The organism is Pacificispira sp. HM-600 (assembly GCF_977993705.1).
Genome location: NZ_OZ388079.1, coordinates 245300 through 261549 on the forward strand (window position 1 = coordinate 245300; position 16250 = coordinate 261549).

Consider the following 16250-nt stretch of genomic DNA (forward strand, 5'->3'; position numbering starts at 1 on the left):
GCACGGCGACGCGGGCGTCACCAGTCGATCGGACGGGTGTCCCCGATGAGGCATGCCCCGCCTTCGAGGATGGGCACCACCACCACCGCGGGTTCCGCAAACGCGGCTCCCGCTTGTCCGATCAGGCACTCGCTATTCCATGCCACCGAGAACTGGATGCTGTCCGCCACGTTGCCGATCGTCGTCTGGTCCTTGGTGACCTGCATCCGGCTCTTGTCGAAGCCCGCCGTCACGAGCGCGTCGATATATGCGCGTCCGGCCATGCGCTCGGGGCCCGCCCAGACCTGCTGAACCACGAGGGTGAAGTACGGCTGGTTGTCGGCGGCGCTTCCCTCGGGCTGCAGCGTGGGGGCCGGCGGTGAAGTGGGCGTCGCCGACGGGGTGATGGACACCGCGGGGGCCGCCGACGTCGGCGTGCCGTCTGGCGCCGGGGACTGCACGCAGGCACTGAGAGTCACCGCGGCGACGATCAGGACGATTCCACCGGCGACAGCACGAAGGGATGGACGGAGTTGCACAAGCAAAGTCTATGCGCGCCCACCGAGCACCCCACACAGCCGACGGCGACCGCCGGTCCACACCGGCCGTGTCAGAAGGGAACAGGCTCACGATCCGGCTCGTGCGACACCAGGGACTCGGCGGGCACCGATGCACCCTCCGTCGTCCCCGCGACCGTTTCGTCGGGACCTGAGTCACGATGCGTACCGGGCGCGAACCATCCCTCGGCATCTGCCGAGCCCTGGTTTGTCGAGGCGGGCGCCGTTTCCCGCGCACCCGCTCGCTCGAAGCGCGTCGTTCCCCACAACAGGTCATGTCCGATCGCCTCGGCATCGATCTCGGCGGTGGTCCCGCTGCGATCACCCTTTTCCCACGTCCGAATCCTGAGCCGCCCGCTGACGATGACCCGTTCGCCGCGCTGGAGCGATCCGGCCGCGTTGAGGGCGAGCGCGCGAAAAGCCGACACGGAGTACCAACTGGTCTCGCCGTCCACCCACTTCTCCGTCGTGCGGTCGAACCGGCGCGGGGAGCTCGCGACACGAAAAGTCGTGATCGGGATTCCGGAAGGGGTGTGAGTATGCCGCGGATCCCCCGCGATGTTGCCGACGATCGTGATGTGGTCGCTCATGACCCGACTCCTTTCGCACGGGAGGTGCGCCTCCCGACTGAGAGCACGGTGCCCTCTCCGGACAGCATGTTGCGCGGCGCTCCCGGTGCGACGTCCGATCACCTGATTCGGGGACAGTGCCGCGTAGTGCGCGCCTGGGGAGGAAGCCCACCATGCGCCGCCCACACGGACGGGCGAGCGGATGTCAAATGTCGGATGTCAGATGTCGGATGTCGAACATACATTCGATATCGAAAGGAGTTTCTCGTGACAAACCTCACACTCACCGCTTCTCTGTCGATTCACCTCGACGCCGCGCCCCCCGTGCCCTCCCCCGGTCTCCGAGTCCGGCTGACCTCAGCCGGGCCGTCGCTGTGGCGCGTGCTCGATGCAACAGGGCGCATTGTCGGCCATCTGCACCAACGCGAACACACACTCGGTTCACGATGGGCCGCGCGCCGCTACCGCGACGGGGTGGAAGGCTTCCGGACCGTTGGGGAGTTCTGGTCTGTCGATGAGGCCGTCAGCGCACTCCGAAACCGCTGACGCGTCGGCACAGGCGTCTGACGCGGCCGACGCGTCACCGGGAGGTCCGTGAGACGCCAGTCCACTGTCCACTGTCGACTATTGGTCGTGGAAACCGTCACACCACTGCGGCCAGCACCGTCTCCGTCACGGGACGACCGCGATCGCGGGCTTCGGGCCACGCCTCCGCGAGAATCTCCACCGCTCGCGTGAGCTCGATTGGGGGCGCCGTGAACGGCACACGCAGGTGCCGTTCGTGCCCGCCGTCCGCCCCGAAGCGGGGTCCGGAGGAGAGAATGAGGCCGCGGCTCCGGACAGCCAGCGCCAGGGGCGAGCTGACAGGCGCACCGAGACCCACCCACAGCGAGACTCCCCCGTGCACGGTCGGGACGGTCCACTCGGGTAGAGCTTCGGTCAGCGCACGCACGAGCGTGTCACGTCCCTCACGCAGGAGCTGGGCACGCTGCTGCAGGATCTCGGGTAGCCGCTCGAACGCAAGAATCGCGACCTGCTGTTCCAACTCCGGAGTCCCCAGCTCGCGCCGGGGTCGTGCCGCAATGAGCCTCGGGACCAGGTCGAGGTCCGCGCGGATCCACCCGATCCGCAGGCCACCCCAAACGGTCTTGCCCAGCGATCCGATCGTGACGATGTTCCGCTGAACGTAGGGGTCGAGGCCAAGCCCGAATGGCAGGCTCTCGAAGGGCCGATCGATGTCGAGGTCAGCTGTTGTCTCGTCCGCAACGACGACGGCACCGGCATCTGCCGCCGACTCGGCCAATGTGCGGCGCGTGTGTTCATCCATGGTGGCGCCGGTCGGATTCTGGAAGTCAGGCATCAGGTAGGCCAGGCTCGGTGCCGCGCGACGCAGGACGTGATCGGCGCGCTCGAGGTCCCACCCGTACTCTGCGTCGACCGGAATTGCCACGAGCCTCGCATCCGCCTCCCTGAGTGCATCGGCGGCGTGCGGATACGTCGGCGTCTCGATCGCGACGCGATCCCCGCGCCGCACGAGCACGTCCGTCACGAGTGCGATGGCGCTCTGTGCGCCGGTCGTCACGATGATCTGGTCGGGCTCCGTCGGGAGTCCGCGCGCGGTGTATCGGTCGGCGATCGCGGTACGAAGCTTGACCGCACCTACGAGGTCGTAGCCGCATCGCCCGACCCAACGCGGCGCATCGGTCGCTGCATCGACGAACAGGGCACTCAAGCCCGGCCAGGCCGCGGGGCTTGCCCGGTGCAGATCGATCGTGTCCTCGTCCCCCGGCTCGGGGATGTCCGCGACAGGCCCGACGGCACGGACAACGCTGCCCGAACCGCGCAAGCTCGCGACGTGGCCGGACTCGCGTAGATCGCGATACGCGGCGGCCACGGTCGTTCGACTCAACTCGAGCCGGGCTGCGAGATCGCGCTCCGCGGGGAGGGCAGTGCCTGGTGCGATGCGCCGGTCGAGACACAACATCCGAACGGTATCCGCCAGCCCACGGTACGCGGGCGCGCTGTCGCGCCACTCTCCAAGAAGTTGAACGAGTGCGCGGGAAGACAGTCGGGAGTCGGCCATACGTCCACCCTACGGCGATTGGCATCTATCAAAAAGGCCAATGTTGATATTGGCTCTTTATCATGTTCCACCCAACCGTCCGACCGGCACGCGCGTCAGCCGAGCGGGGTCTCCCGGCATCGCCGACGGCCTCGCTCCAGGTCCGGCGGGTCACCCAGCTGATGATCGGCTTGATTCTCTACGGCGTCGGGGTGGCCATCGTCGTGGTCGCGGGCCTCGGGGTGGATCCGTGGACCGTGCTGGCAGAAGGTCTGGCCCTACGGACGGGGATCGGCCTCGGCTGGATCACGAACATCATCGGACTCGCCGTGCTCGCCCTGTGGATTCCCCTGCGACAGAAGCCGGGGATCGGGACTATCGCCAACATCCTGGTGGTTGGCACGGCCCTGCAGTTCGCACTGCCGTTGGTGCCGGCGCCCGAAAACCTCTTGCAGTCCAGCGCCCTGCTTCTGGGCGGGGTCGCACTCGTGGGCATCGCCGGCGGCCTCTATATCGGGGCCAGGTTCGGACCGGGTCCGCGTGACGGCCTGATGACCGGCATCTCGGCGCGCTGGGGTTGGCCCCTGTGGGTGGCACGCACAGCGGTCGAGGTCGCCGTGCTGGCGATCGGGTGGACGCTCGGAGGCACGGTCGGCGTGGGCACTCTCGTCTACGCGCTCGTCATCGGACCCGCGAGCCATGCAGCCCTGCGATTGTTCGACACTCAACGACCCGCGCGCCGAGGGCCAGGCCCCACGGCCCGGACCTGATCCCGAAGAGGAGAATCCGGTTCAGTGCTCCTGGAAGGTAGGCCAATCGCTCCCCGGGCGCATCCGCGCGTAGAGCGCGGACTTCGCGACATCCATTGTGGGATACGTCCCCGCGGATGCCTCGGCCCCTGCCATCGTGACGGTGTACCCGTCTGAATCCTTGCGGATCGTCCCGACCACACCGGATTCACCGAATGCGACCCAGATCGTCCGGGTTTGCTGTATCTGACCGAGCGTCGCGTTATTCATCATCGAACTCCTTCCGACCGTGGCGACGTTACGCCTGCCCCGGGGACATCGCCAGGGGTCAGGACAGACTTCCCTGCACATGTCGTGCGATCGTCGCATAAACCGTCTCGACGACCTCGCGAGGGGCGTCGCTGGTATTGAACCCGTGGCCGACGTTCGGCACATCGATATGCCCGCGCAGGGCACCCACGCCCGCTAGCCGCTCGGCGTAGCGGATCTCTTCCTCCCGGAGGATGTCTTTCTCTGCGGTGACGATGAGCGCCGGCGAGATACCCGTCAGATCTGCTCTGTCTGCGCTCGAGGCGGGCGAGATCAATCGGTCGGTCCGTCGCCCCGCATCCGGACAGTATGCGGTGTCGAAGATTGGCCCCATACGAGCGAGAAGCGTCTCCTTCCCCTCCGAGAGCTTGGTCTTGGCCGGCACCGTCAGATCCAGCGGCGGGTACATCAGCACCTGGAGGCTGACGTGCGGCGTTCCCCTTTCGAGCGCGAGACGTGCCGCGCCCGCGGCAAGTGCGCCGCCCGCCGACTGTCCGCCAAGAACCAGCTTCTCGCCCAGCCACGGGCGTTCGATGGCGGCCGCCCACACCGCGATGTCATACGCCTGCTCGACGGGTCCGGGGAAACGAGACTGCGGCGCCGGAATGTAGTCGACGTTGAGGACGGTGACCCCGGCTTCGGCAGCGATATAGCGACACAGCGCGTCATCCTGCTCCGGATGCCGCATGACGAAACCTCCGCCGTGGAAGTTCACATAGACGCCCTTGCCGGAGGAACCGGTAGGGGGCACATACAGCGTTGCATCCGCGGCGCCGTGACGCGTCGGAATCGTCGCGTCGCGAAGAGTCACGGGAATCTCGGTGAAGGAGAGATCACCACTCGCCGGGACGTTACTCGGAAGCCTCTGCATCAGCTTCGCGACCGTATCGGCCAACCACAGCGGCATCGCCATCTCGGGCTCCTCTCCGGCGGTGCCCCCGGCAGGACTCGAACCTGCAACCACCGGATTAGAAGGCCGATGCTCTATCCATTGAGCTACGAGGGCGTCCGTTCAGGTTATCGCCTCGCCGCCGAGGTCGTCGGATGGGTCCATACCCATGGATAGGATGTCGAGATGCCAGCGCACGAGAACGACCGGCTCGTTTGGATCGACTGCGAGATGACGGGGCTCGACCTCGACCAGGACGAACTGGTCGAGATCGCCGTCGTCGTCACGGACTTCGAACTGCGCGTGCTCGACCCCGGGTTCCAGATCGTCATCAAGCCCGACCCGTCGGCGCTCGAGCACATGAACGACTTCGTCACGGGGATGCACGAGAGCTCGGGCTTGCTCGACGAGATCCCCAACGGTGTGAGCGTCGCCGAGGCGGAGTTCCTCGCCCTCGAGTACGTCCAGCGTTTCGCGAACGAGGGCAAGGCGCCTCTCGCCGGCAACACGATCGGCACCGACCGCGCATTCCTCGCCAAGTACATGCCGAGACTCGATCACTTCCTCCACTACCGCAGCGTCGACGTGTCGAGCATCAAAGAGCTTGCTCGGCGCTGGTATCCGCGGGCGTACATCCACGCCCCCGCGAAAGACGGCGGACACCGCGCGCTGGCAGACATCCGCGAATCGATCCGCGAACTCGCCTACTACCGTCAGGCCGTGTTCGTGCCGCAGCCCGGCCCCACGAGCGATGGCGCGCGCGCTGCCGCCGCCGCCGCCGTGTCTTCTTACACCCCGGGTGTGTAATACAATTGCTGGGTTACCCGGGCATACGGGTACATGGTGGGTATAGCTCAGTTGGTAGAGCGCGGCCTTGTGGTGGCCGATGTCGCGGGTTCGAGCCCCGTTACTCACCCCAATGATCGAACAGGATGCCGAGGCGTTCGAGGCGCTCGTCGTCTCGGAGCTCGACGCGCTCCCCGACGAGATGGTCGAGGGGCTCGATAACGTGGTCTTCGTGGTGGAGGACCGCCCCGAAGACGGCGGACTCGACCTGCTCGGCCTCTACGACGGCACGTCGCTGACGGAGCGGGACCGCTACGGGATCGGTGAGCTGCCCGATCGCATCATCGTCTACCGCGAGCCACACCTGGCCGTGTGCGACAACGAGGACGAACTTCGCGACGAGATCCATACGACACTCGTCCACGAGATCGCGCACTTCTACGGGATCGACGACGACCGCCTGCACGAGCTGGGTTGGGCCTGATGCCCATTGCCCTGCCCGACGTCGACCGCGAGGTCCGACAGCGCGAGAACCCCGAGCATCCGGCCGTTTGGCAGACCGTCGTGTGGAACGATCCCGTGAACCTGATGAGTTACGTCGTTCACGTCTTCCGCAGCTACTTCGGCTTCTCGACCGACCGCGCCACGGCGTTGATGATGGATGTCCACGAACGCGGTCATGCGGTCTTCGCGGAGGGGCCGCGCGAACAGATGGAACTGCATGCGCAGGCCATGCACGACTACGGCCTCTGGGCCACCGTCCGGAGGATCCCCCAATGACCGAGAACACGCTCATCCTCACGATCTCGCGGCTGGAGGCTCAGCAGCTCGCCGACCTCGTCGCTCAGTTCTCGGAGCTGCTCGAGCCACACGCCGTCGCCGATGCCGACGCAACCGATGAGTCGGACGACCCTGCGATCGCGCGACTCGCGCCGAACCCGTACCCCGATGACGCGGGCGCCGCGGCAGAATTCCACGACGCGACGCGGCACGATCTGCTCGAGCGCCGCCAGCATGACGCGCTGCGTGTGCTCGCCGATCTCGCGCCCTCATTCGCCTCGGGAGATCCGGATGACCCCAATCCGGCGGCGGACACGATAGACCTGGCAATCGAAGGGGACGCCGGTTGGGCTTGGATGCGCACACTCACCGCCATCCGCCTCGTCATCGCCACGCGCCTGGGAATTTCGGGCGATGACGATCACGACCCCGACGACGACCGTTTCGCCGTCTACGACTGGATCGGTTACCGACTGGACGGGATCGTCCGCGCGCTGGAAACCGCCGACTGAAACAGCCCGCTGGCCCAGGGTACGGTCTCGCAGTCAGCGCGGCATCAGGGCATCGAGACCACGAGCGTTGCCCGCTGCGCGGGATCATCCGCACGGATGTGCGCTTGCTCTTGAGCCACCCAGCGATCCCAGTGCGGGCGATAGGTGTCGCCGTCGCGGAGGAGGGCGCGACGTTTCCGTGCCTCTTCGGGCGCTTCCACCCACACGGCTATGTCACTCAACCGGAGCGTCTGGGCCGTGATGATGCCCGAGCCCTCCACGATGAGCGACAGAGACGGATCGACCGCATGCGCCTCGGCCGGAGCATCCGTCTCCCAATCATGCCTGCGCCACACGCCCATCAACCCGCGCGCGTGCGGGACGAGAATGTCCTGACGCGCGATCTCGACGCCGGATTCCAGTCCGTCCCAGCCGGGATAGATCGAGTCGAGCGCGACCAGCTGGACCCGGCCTGCCGCTGGCCAATTCCGCACGAGAGCCGCCGCGAGCCTCGTCTTTCCGGCGCCGCTCTGCCCGTCAATCAGCACGACGGGGTTCAGAGCGTCGAGACCGCGCAGTTCCCGCACGATCCGGGCCACGGCGGCGTCGGATGCTGCGGTGAGGGGATCGTCGGGCGTGGGTCTACTTCTTGAGTGCGCGGATGACACGGCTGAGTGCCCGTCCGGCAACCCACACGAACGGGATCCCGACGCCGAGCAGCGCGATCACGTTCGGTTCGAAGCGCAGATCGTCACCGCGTCGGATGTAGGCGCCGAAAGGCAGCGAGTACCCGCCGCCGCCGCCACCCTCATTGCCCTTCTCGTCCGAACCACCACCGAATCCGTGCCACGTCGCGGCGACGGGGATGATCCGCACACCATCGACGTCCTGCTGGTCGCCGTACGCGCTGCTGACGCCGAAGTGAACGGACTGCTGGGCGAGGTCCTGTGCAATGTTGGGCATTCCCCCACGCTAGCGCGGGTTCGCACCAGTGACGAGTGGCTTGCGGATGTCGTCAGTCGCGAGATGCAGGCGGTCGGGGGTGCGAGGGCAGAGCCGTCGGACGCGCCGACCGGCCCACGAAGGTGGCGCGCATGACGGCGGCTCCGCCAAAGCGTGCGGATGCCGCATCCAGCGTGTCTTCGAGCTTGCGGCGGTCTTCGTCGTCATCCCAGAGGGACTGCCCGCGGGCCGCCGGCCGAAGATTCTCGGCCCGCACCCCGAGCAGACGGATCGGCTGGCGGGCCTCGACCGATGCGAAGAGATCGCGTGCCTCGTCGCCGATGCGCTGGCCGACGTCCGTCGGTTCGGAGAGGGTGCGCGACCGACTGATCGTCGTGAAATCGGCGAAGCGGACCTTGATGGCCACGGTCGCGGCATCCCATCCGCCCTTGCGGAGCCGCCGCGCCACGCGGTCGGACAGTCGGAGAAGTTCGGAGCGCAGGAACGCCGGGTCCCAGACATCCTCATGAAACGTTTCTTCGTGCCCGATGCTCTTCTCGACGCGTGTCGTAGACACCTCGCGGGGATCGATACCGCGGGCGAGTTGCGAGAGACGCTCACCCGACGCGACGCCGACGATTCGGTCGAGAACGTCGCGCGGCGTTTCGATGATGTCGGCGATCGTCCGGATACCTCGCGACTCGAGGGACTCGGCGGACTTCGGTCCGACCCCCCACATCGCGCGAACGGAGCGCGGACGGAGGAAGGCTTCGGTTTCGGCGGCCGAAACGATCAGCATGCCGTCGGGTTTACTGATGGTCGAGGCCATCTTGGCAACATGCTTGGTCGCCGCGACGCCGACACTGCACGTCAGCCCGGTCTGTTCCTGCACGCGCTTTCGGAGCATCCGGGCGATCTCCCCAGGACTTCCCCACAGCCTGCGTGCGCCGCGGACGTCGAGGAACGCTTCATCGATCGACAGTGGTTCAACGAGCGGCGTGACATCGTGAAAGATGCTCATGACCTGGGTCGAGAGAGCTTGGTATCGATCAAAATGCGGCAGCACGACAACGGCCGAGGGACAGAGCCGGAGCGCATGCGACACCGGCATCGCGGAACGAACCCCGAAGCGTCGCGCCTCGTATGACGCGCTCGAGACGACCGAGCGGCCCTCGGGCGCGCCGACGATGATCGGTTTGCCGCGCAGCGATGGGTTGTCGAGCACCTCGACGGCGGCGTAGAACGCATCCATATCGACGTGCAGGATTCCGGTACCCGAGTCATCCGCGCCATCGGCGGAGACGATCCGCCCACTGCCGTCGCCGCGTCCCATGCACTCATTCTCGCCCCGGCCTCCGACATTGCCGCGCCCCTGGGTTTCGATCCCTTCGGGATTCGAAAAGCCGAGAGTGCACGTTCGCGTAGCGAACGTGCACTCTCGGCCCTAGATGAGTGAGTCCGTTTGGTTCAGTGGTCGTAGGCGATGAGGGAGCGTTTGGCGGGGGCGTTGGTGAGCCAGTTGTGCCAGATGCCGGCGGCGAGGGCGAGGAGTCTTGCGGCGACGCGGGAGTAGACGCCTGCGGGGGTTCTGCCGCCGTGGTCTTCGAGGGTGAGTTGGCCTTTGAGGGTGTCGAACACGGACTCGACCCATTGTCGGATGCTGCCGAGTTTCCCGAACCTGGGGGTCTCGTCTTTGCGGTCGGGGCGGATCAGGTGCGCGCCGAGTTCGTTGGTGACGAAGTCCTCGAACTGCTTCCCAGCGAAGCCTTTGTCGCCAACGATGACCTGTCCAGGCTGGATGAGGTGTCTGTCGTGGTCGAGCATCGCTTGGGTGGCTTCGCGTTCACCGATCTTCGGGCTCGCGAGTCCCCAGATCACGGGCATTCCGTCGGGAGTGCAGATCAGATAGAGCCGGAAGCCCCAGAAGTATCGGGAGTGGGATGCGCAGTATCCGTAGTCGGCGTGCCCGGCAAGGTCTGAGCGTTTCACGGTCTCCCGCGATTTCCCGCACGGTAACGGGGTCGAGTCCACCAGCCGGGTGATCTCACCCCAGGACGGGGTGTCACGGGCCAGCTCGGTGATCACCGCAGAGAGAAGCCCGGTGGATTGGCGGACGCGTTTGCCCCACCCGGACTGGCCGGGCAGGTTCGGGAACATGCCCTTCAGGTGAGCGTGCGCGTATCGGATCCATTTCCGATCCGACGCGATCCCGAGCAGGTGTTGCGCGACCAGCAGGCAGAGCAATTCCGCGTCGTTGAGGGCGGGTTTGCGGCCCGGGTGGTGATCGCGGGTGAAGCCGATCGCGGGCAGGATCCGGTCATCGAGGTGGACGTAGAGTGTGATCAGGAGGGTGTTGAGTTCAGTTTTCACACACCGGGGTTAACACCCTCCGCCTGCGATTAACAGCATCCACGCCGACCCAGCCAAACGGACTCACTCATCTAGTGATCCCTACCGACTACAACGACGCGGCGCGCTCCAGGACGAGCTCGCGCACCCGGGCCGCGTCGGCCTGCCCCCGCATCGCCTTCATGACCGCACCGATGACAGCGCCCGCGGCCTGCACCTTGCCGTCGCGGATCTTCTCGAGAACGTCCGGCTGGGCCTTCAGCGCCTCATCGATTGCTGCGATCAGCGCCCCGTCGTCCGAGACGACGGCCAGCCCACGCGCGTCAACGACCTCCTGCGGGGTTCCCTCCCCCGCGATGACGCCCTCGAGCACCTGGCGCGCGAGCTTGTCGTTGAGGGTTCCGGCATCGACGAGAGCCTGCACGGCCGCGACATCCGCGGGAGCGATCAGATCGGATGCCTCACGCCCGGCAGCGTTCGCCAGTCGCGTGATCTCGCCCGTCCACCACTTCCGCGCCGCGGCGGGGGACGCGCCGGCAGCGACAGTCGCCGCCAACTCGGCCAGCAGGCCGCCATTGGCGACATCCTGGAACTCGAGGTCTGTGAAGCCCCACTCGGCCTTCAACCGGCGGCGGCGCGCGGGCGGCGCCTCCGGCAGCGCGGCCCGGAGCTCTTCGATCAGCGCGGGTGCGGGCACCACGGGCAGCAGGTCGGGCTCGGGGAAATAGCGATAGTCGTCGGCATCCGACTTCGGACGTCCCGGCGACGTCGTGCCGGTGTCTTCGTGCCAGTGCCGCGTCTCTTGAATGATCGTGCCGCCCGACGCGAGGATCGCGGCCTGGCGCTGGATCTCGTACCGCACGGCGCGCTCGATCGACCGCATCGAGTTCACGTTCTTCGTCTCGGTGCGGGTGCCGAGCTTCTCGTGACCGCGCGGGCGCAGCGAGACGTTCGCATCACAGCGCAGGTTTCCCCGCTCCATGCGTGCGTCCGAGATGCCGAGTGCCAGCACGATGTCGCGGATCGCCTGCACATAGGCCTTGGCGATCTCGGGCGAGCGGTGCTCACCCCCGAAGATCGGCTTTGTCACGATCTCCACCAGCGGCACTCCGGCACGGTTGTAGTCGACGAGCGAATATTCCGCGCCCTGAATACGGCCCGTCGCTCCCCCGACGTGGGTGAGCTTGCCAGCATCCTCTTCCATGTGCGCCCGCTCGATCGGCACCACGACCTCAGTGCCATCGGCGAGTTCGACCGTCACACTGCCTTCGAACGCAATCGGCTCGTCGTACTGCGATATCTGGTAGTTCTTACCCAGGTCAGGGTAGAAATAGTTCTTCCGCGCGAAGCGGCTGGACGGCGCGATCTCGCAGCCGAGGGCGAGGCCCAGGCTGATCGAATAGCGCACGGCCAGCTCATTGACGACCGGTAGCGAGCCGGGCAGCCCGAGATCGACAGTTGCGGTGAGCGTGTTCGGTGCGGCGGCGTCGTGCGCACCGTGCGCCGGGTTGGGAGCACCCGAGAACATCTTCGTGACGGTGTTCAGTTCCACATGCACTTCGAATCCCATGACGGGCTCGAACAGTTCGAGCGCCTTGTCGAAGTCCATCAGCGGGGCCTTGGCCATCAGGAAACCCCTCCTCGGGTGGTGAGCGCCGGGGCTCGGTCTAGCAGCGGTCCGCCCCAGGCATCCTCGAGCAGTGTTTCGAGCGCCGCGCCGACGCGGTAGAGACGAGCATCCTCGCGGACGGGCGCGAGGAACTGGATGCCCACGGGCAGGCCATCCTCTTCGGCCAGACCCGACGGGATCGAGATGCCGGGCACACCGGCCAGGTTCGCCGGGATCGTCGTGACGTCATTGAGGTACATCTGCAGCGGGTCGTCGACCCGTTCGCCGAGGCGGAACGCTGTCGTCGGAGCGGACGGCGTCGCAATCACGTCGACGGCACCGAACGCGGCGTCGAAGTCTCGCTGAATCAGCGTCCGTACCTTCTGAGCCGACCCGTAGTAGGCGTCGTAGTAGCCAGCCGACAGGGCGTAGGTGCCGAGGATGATGCGGCGCTTGACCTCATCGCCGAAGCCCGCCTCGCGCGTCGCGGCCATGACATCCTCGACCGTCGCGTTGGCGTTGGGGGTGACCCGCATACCGAAACGTACCGAGTCGAACTTGGCCAGGTTACTGGAAGCCTCGGCCGGCAGGATCAGGTAGTACGCGGCCACGCCGTACTCGAAGTGGGGGGCGCTGATCTCGACGATCTCGGCGCCGTTCGCCTCGAGGAGCGCGAGGGATGCACGGAAAGATGCGGAGACGCCGGTCTGGAAGCCGCTGTCGGGAAGCTCACGGACCACGCCGACGCGCAGCCCCTTGAGCACATCGCCGCGGGCGCCGTCGCGGGCGGCCTCGGCGAACGAGGGCCAGACATCGGTCAGCGACGTGGAGTCGCGGTGGTCATGCCCGCCGATGACGTCATGAAGCAGGCCAGCGTCGAGCACCGAGCGCGTCACGGGACCGACCTGGTCGAGGCTCGAGGCGAGGGCGATGGCGCCGTAGCGACTCACGCCACCGTAGGTCGGCTTCATGCCGACGGTGCCGGTCAGGTGCGCGGGCTGGCGGATCGACCCACCCGTGTCCGAGCCGAGCGCGAGGGGCGCCTCGAAGGCGGCGACTGCCGCGGCGGAACCGCCACCCGAGCCGCCCGGAACGCGGTCGAGATCCCACGGGTTGTGCGTCGGGCCGTACGCCGAGTGCTCGGTCGACGAGCCCATGGCGAATTCGTCCATGTTGGTCTTGCCGAGCGGCACGAGTCCCGCGGCGCGCGAGCGTGCGACGACGGTTGCGTCGAAGGGCGACATGTACCCCTCGAGGATGCGCGAGCCGCTGGTCGAGGGCATGTCGGTCGTGACCAGCACGTCCTTGATCGCGAGGGGGACGCCGGCGAGAGGGCCGAGGTCGTCACCGGCGGCGCGGCGGCGATCGATGTCCGCCGCGACGTCGAGAGCGTGGTCGCTGACGTGCAGGAACGCGTGCACGTCGCCGTCGACGGCGGCGATGCGGTCCAGGTGCGCGCGCGTGGCCTCGACGCTCGAGACCTCGCCCCGCGCAAGCTTTTCGGAGAGGGCAGCCGCGCTCAGGCGCGTGAGGTCGCTCACTGTTCCTCCCCCATGATCGCGGTCACGCGGAAACGTCCGTCTGCAGCATCCGGGGCATTCTGGAGCGCCTGCTCGAGGGTCAGCGTCTCGCTGACGACGTCGGGACGGAAGACATTCCGGAGGGGCACGGGGTGGCTCGTCGCGGGGACGTCGGGGGTGGCGACCTGCGACACCTTCGCGATGTTGTCGACGATGACGTCGAGCTCTCCGGTGAGGCGGTCCACCTCCTCGTCGGTCAGCTGGATCCGGGCGAGCACGCCCAGATGGCGCACGAGTTCGGGGGTGATTTCAGACACTGCCCCATTCTAGGCGTCGGGCTTGGCGCTGCCCCGCGCGCGCGTCCGCCCTGTCGCCCGCCCGCTGCCCCCCGCAATAGGCTGGCGAAATGACGACGACGTATGAGCCGCCGAGGCCGTGGATCCAGAGCTATGCCGACGGAGTCCCGGCCGAACTCGAACCAGTGACCGGGTCGCTCGTCGACATCGTCGAAGCATCCGCCCGGGACTATCCGGATGCTCCCGCCCTGCAGTTCTTCGGCCGCACCACGTCGTACCGCGACCTGCAACAGCAGATCGAACGCGCCGCCGCAGGCTTGCGTGCCCAGGGTGTGAAGCGCGGCGATCCCGTCGCGATGGTGCTGCCGAACTGTCCGCAGCACATCGTCGCCTTCTATGCCGTCCTGCGCCTCGGCGCCGTCGTCGTCGAGCACAACCCGCTCTACACCCCGCGCGAGTTGCGCAAACAGTTCGAAGATCACGGCGCGGTGCACGCGATCGTGTGGAACAAAGTCGTGCAGACCGTGCAGCAGTTCCCCGCCGATCTCGCGCTGCAGACGATCGTCTCCGTCGACGTCACGCGAGCCATGCCGGCGCGCACGCGGCTCGCGCTGAGGCTTCCGGTCGCCAAAGCCCGCGAAGCTCGAGCGGCGCTGACGACGCGGGTCAGCGGCACGGTCCCTTGGGAGACCGTGGCCGGAAGCGACCCGCTGTCCTCGACGGTTCCGAAGCCCGAGACCGATGATCTCGCGATCATCCAATACACGAGCGGCACCACGGGAACCCCGAAGGGTGCCTCGCTCACTCACCGAAACCTGATTTCCAACGCCGCCCAGTCGCGCGCATGGGTCCCGTCGATCCGGCGCGGCGAAGGATGCGTCGTGTACGCCGTCCTTCCGATGTTCCACGCATACGGCCTGACCCTGTGCCTGACCTTCGCGATGTCGATGGGCGCGCGACTCGTGCTCTTCCCGCGCTTCGATCCCGAGATGGTGCTCGCGGTGACGAAGAAGCACCCCGCGACGTTCCTCCCCCTCGTGCCGCCTATCGCCGATCGCCTGCTGAAAGCCGCCATCGAGCAAGGAGTCTCGCTCGCCGGAACCGAGGTCGCGATCTCGGGCGCGATGGCGCTCCCCCACGACCTCGTCGTGCCGTTCGAGGCCGCCTCGGGCGGATACCTCGTCGAGGGTTACGGTCTGAGCGAGTGCTCCCCCGTTCTGATGGCGAACCCCGTCGCCGACAACCGAGTACCGGGAACCGTCGGCCTGCCGCTCCCCGGTACGGAGTGCCGGGTCGTCGACCCCGATGAGCCGACTCGCGATGTTCCCGCCGGTGAGCGCGGCGAACTGCTCGTCCGCGGACCCCAGGTCTTCGGCGGCTACTACGGCAAGCCCGAAGAGACCGACAAGGTGTTCGTCGACGGATGGTTCCGCACCGGCGACATCGTCACGATCGACGAAGCGGGATTTGTCCGGATCGTCGATCGCATCAAGGAGCTCATCATCACGGGTGGGTTCAACGTCGCCCCGACCGAGGTCGAGATCGCTCTGCGACAGCATCCCCAGGTCGAGGATGCGGCCGTTGTCGGGCTACCCAGCGAGCACTCCGGCGAAGAGGTCGTCGCCGCCATCGTCCCCGTCGCCGGGGTGACCCTGGACGAGGAGTCCGTGCGCGAATTTGCCCGCGGCATCCTGACGCCCTACAAGGTTCCCCGCCGAATCTTCGTCGTCGACGAGCTACCCAAGTCCTTGATCGGCAAGGTTCTGCGCCGACAGGTGCGTGAGTCGCTCCTCCAGCTCACGACCGGGCGCTAGCGCGATCTGTGAGCGCTCAGGCGCGCAGCTCCCCCGGGCGCGGCTGCACCCATGGCGCGTTCGCGTAGCCGTCTTCCCAGGGGAATCGCCCGTTCTTGTCGTCGTAGGTGAGTTGCAGAAGAGGCACCGATGCTTCCGCGGGACGCTGATAGAAGCGGTTGGCCGCGAACGCGATCTCACCCGGATTCGGCACGACCTCGGCCACGACCCGATGTGGCCAATCCGCGAATGACAGCATCTCGCCCACGACGATGTTGCGACCGCCTCTGATCATCGCCGACACTTCGTTCAGCACGCCCGATGCCGTGTTCGGCCCCACTCCGACGATCAGCAACTCCGGATGGCCGACACCGAATAATCCCACCGTGTAGGCGAAAGATGCTTCGCAATGCGTGTCGTCGCCGCCGACATACTGCAAGTAGACGCCATGGGCACGAATAATCTGCGCCGTGTGCTCGTCTTCTTGGTCGAGCCATGCCTGGATCTCCAGGTCGGAATTGGATGACATGTTGTTCCCCTCTCGTTTCGATGAGAGTAGAACATACCTAC

The 16250-nt window shown here is 66.8% G+C and carries 20 protein-coding genes and 2 tRNA genes; 8 read left to right on the plus strand and 14 right to left on the minus strand.

Translation table 11 applies throughout. The annotated features are described in order from the left end of the window. Positions 1-17 precede the first annotated feature (17 nt). Positions 18-518, minus strand: a complete 501-nt coding sequence (locus tag ACXZ1E_RS01135) for a DUF6993 domain-containing protein (RefSeq protein WP_458041648.1) — start codon at positions 516-518, stop codon at positions 18-20. A 71-nt stretch (positions 519-589) separates the two neighbouring features. Then, positions 590-1126 (minus strand): single-stranded DNA-binding protein, encoded by a 537-nt coding sequence (ssb, locus tag ACXZ1E_RS01140; protein ID WP_458041649.1) that lies wholly within the window; start codon positions 1124-1126, stop codon positions 590-592. Positions 1127-1372: 246 nt separating this feature from the next. On the opposite strand from ssb, the gene ACXZ1E_RS01145 reads away from it, so the two are divergent. Continuing rightward, positions 1373-1651 (plus strand): hypothetical protein, encoded by a 279-nt coding sequence (locus ACXZ1E_RS01145; RefSeq protein WP_458041650.1) that lies wholly within the window; start codon positions 1373-1375, stop codon positions 1649-1651. A gap of 97 nt (positions 1652-1748) precedes the next feature. Here ACXZ1E_RS01145 and yczR read toward each other — a convergent pair whose 3' ends face one another. Continuing rightward, positions 1749-3188: a MocR-like transcription factor YczR gene (yczR, locus tag ACXZ1E_RS01150; RefSeq protein ID WP_458041651.1), complete on the minus strand. Its 1440-nt coding sequence runs from the start codon at positions 3186-3188 to the stop codon at positions 1749-1751. Positions 3189-3250: 62 nt separating this feature from the next. Between yczR and yczE the strand changes: the two genes are divergently transcribed. Then, positions 3251-3937 carry a membrane protein YczE gene (yczE, locus tag ACXZ1E_RS01155; protein WP_458041652.1) on the plus strand — a complete coding sequence of 229 codons (687 nt, stop codon included), beginning with the start codon at positions 3251-3253 and terminating at the stop codon, positions 3935-3937. Positions 3938-3958: 21 nt separating this feature from the next. On the opposite strand, the gene ACXZ1E_RS01160 is transcribed toward yczE, so the two are convergent. The 3 genes from ACXZ1E_RS01160 to ACXZ1E_RS01170 all read right to left on the minus strand — a co-directional run bounded on the left by ACXZ1E_RS01160 (position 3959) and on the right by ACXZ1E_RS01170 (position 5231). Beyond that, positions 3959-4189 (minus strand): methyltransferase, encoded by a 231-nt coding sequence (locus ACXZ1E_RS01160; protein WP_458041653.1) that lies wholly within the window; start codon positions 4187-4189, stop codon positions 3959-3961. Between the two features lie 55 nt (positions 4190-4244). Beyond that, positions 4245-5138, minus strand: coding sequence for an alpha/beta hydrolase fold domain-containing protein (locus ACXZ1E_RS01165; protein ID WP_458041654.1), 894 nt, complete (start codon positions 5136-5138; stop codon positions 4245-4247). 20 nt (positions 5139-5158) lie between these two features. Further along, positions 5159-5231 (minus strand) — tRNA-Arg (locus ACXZ1E_RS01170). Between the two features lie 69 nt (positions 5232-5300). Here ACXZ1E_RS01170 and orn point away from each other — a divergent pair. From orn to ACXZ1E_RS01195, 5 genes are all read left to right on the plus strand, one after another. Further along, entirely contained in the window at positions 5301-5921 is a 621-nt protein-coding gene (gene orn, locus ACXZ1E_RS01175) for an oligoribonuclease (protein ID WP_458041655.1), read from the plus strand. 36 nt (positions 5922-5957) lie between these two features. Then, positions 5958-6033: transfer RNA gene (locus ACXZ1E_RS01180), tRNA-His, on the plus strand. Beyond that, on the plus strand, positions 6034-6384 hold the full coding sequence (locus tag ACXZ1E_RS01185; RefSeq protein ID WP_458041656.1) for a metallopeptidase family protein: 351 nt from the start codon (positions 6034-6036) through the stop codon (positions 6382-6384). It begins immediately after the preceding tRNA gene. Beyond that, positions 6384-6680: an ATP-dependent Clp protease adapter ClpS gene (gene clpS / locus ACXZ1E_RS01190; RefSeq protein WP_458352017.1), complete on the plus strand. Its 297-nt coding sequence runs from the start codon at positions 6384-6386 to the stop codon at positions 6678-6680. The genes ACXZ1E_RS01185 and clpS overlap by 1 nt, the downstream gene beginning before the upstream one ends. Beyond that, positions 6677-7192 carry a DUF2017 family protein gene (locus ACXZ1E_RS01195; protein WP_458041658.1) on the plus strand — a complete coding sequence of 172 codons (516 nt, stop codon included), beginning with the start codon at positions 6677-6679 and terminating at the stop codon, positions 7190-7192. Before clpS ends, ACXZ1E_RS01195 begins: the two co-directional genes overlap by 4 nt. A 44-nt stretch (positions 7193-7236) precedes the next feature. On the opposite strand, the gene ACXZ1E_RS01200 is transcribed toward ACXZ1E_RS01195, so the two are convergent. The 7 genes from ACXZ1E_RS01200 to gatC form a co-directional block, all read right to left on the minus strand. After that, the gene (locus ACXZ1E_RS01200) at positions 7237-7839 is read right to left on the minus strand and encodes a hypothetical protein (protein WP_458041659.1); all 603 of its coding nucleotides are present in this window, start codon (positions 7837-7839) and stop codon (positions 7237-7239) included. Further along, positions 7814-8134: a hypothetical protein gene (locus ACXZ1E_RS01205; protein ID WP_458041660.1), complete on the minus strand. Its 321-nt coding sequence runs from the start codon at positions 8132-8134 to the stop codon at positions 7814-7816. Before ACXZ1E_RS01205 ends, ACXZ1E_RS01200 begins: the two co-directional genes overlap by 26 nt. A 52-nt stretch (positions 8135-8186) precedes the next feature. Continuing rightward, entirely contained in the window at positions 8187-9446 is a 1260-nt protein-coding gene (locus ACXZ1E_RS01210) for a DNA polymerase IV (protein ID WP_458041661.1), read from the minus strand. Positions 9447-9580: 134 nt separating this feature from the next. Continuing rightward, on the minus strand, positions 9581-10483 hold the full coding sequence (locus ACXZ1E_RS01215) for an IS982 family transposase (protein ID WP_458040813.1): 903 nt from the start codon (positions 10481-10483) through the stop codon (positions 9581-9583). Between the two features lie 88 nt (positions 10484-10571). Then, positions 10572-12089, minus strand: a complete 1518-nt coding sequence (gatB, locus tag ACXZ1E_RS01220; protein ID WP_458041662.1) for an Asp-tRNA(Asn)/Glu-tRNA(Gln) amidotransferase subunit GatB — start codon at positions 12087-12089, stop codon at positions 10572-10574. After that, on the minus strand, positions 12089-13612 hold the full coding sequence (gene gatA / locus ACXZ1E_RS01225) for an Asp-tRNA(Asn)/Glu-tRNA(Gln) amidotransferase subunit GatA (protein ID WP_458041663.1): 1524 nt from the start codon (positions 13610-13612) through the stop codon (positions 12089-12091). Before gatA ends, gatB begins: the two co-directional genes overlap by 1 nt. Further along, a complete protein-coding gene (gene gatC / locus ACXZ1E_RS01230) occupies positions 13609-13908 on the minus strand; it encodes an Asp-tRNA(Asn)/Glu-tRNA(Gln) amidotransferase subunit GatC (protein WP_458041664.1) in 300 nt (99 codons plus the stop codon). Before gatC ends, gatA begins: the two co-directional genes overlap by 4 nt. Before the next feature lie 89 nt (positions 13909-13997). Here gatC and ACXZ1E_RS01235 point away from each other — a divergent pair, with 89 nt between their 5' ends. After that, positions 13998-15701 carry a long-chain-fatty-acid--CoA ligase gene (locus ACXZ1E_RS01235; protein WP_458041665.1) on the plus strand — a complete coding sequence of 568 codons (1704 nt, stop codon included), beginning with the start codon at positions 13998-14000 and terminating at the stop codon, positions 15699-15701. 16 nt (positions 15702-15717) lie between these two features. On the opposite strand, the gene ACXZ1E_RS01240 is transcribed toward ACXZ1E_RS01235, so the two are convergent. Further along, the gene (locus ACXZ1E_RS01240) at positions 15718-16209 is read right to left on the minus strand and encodes a DUF4262 domain-containing protein (protein ID WP_458041666.1); all 492 of its coding nucleotides are present in this window, start codon (positions 16207-16209) and stop codon (positions 15718-15720) included. Positions 16210-16250 lie beyond the last annotated feature (41 nt).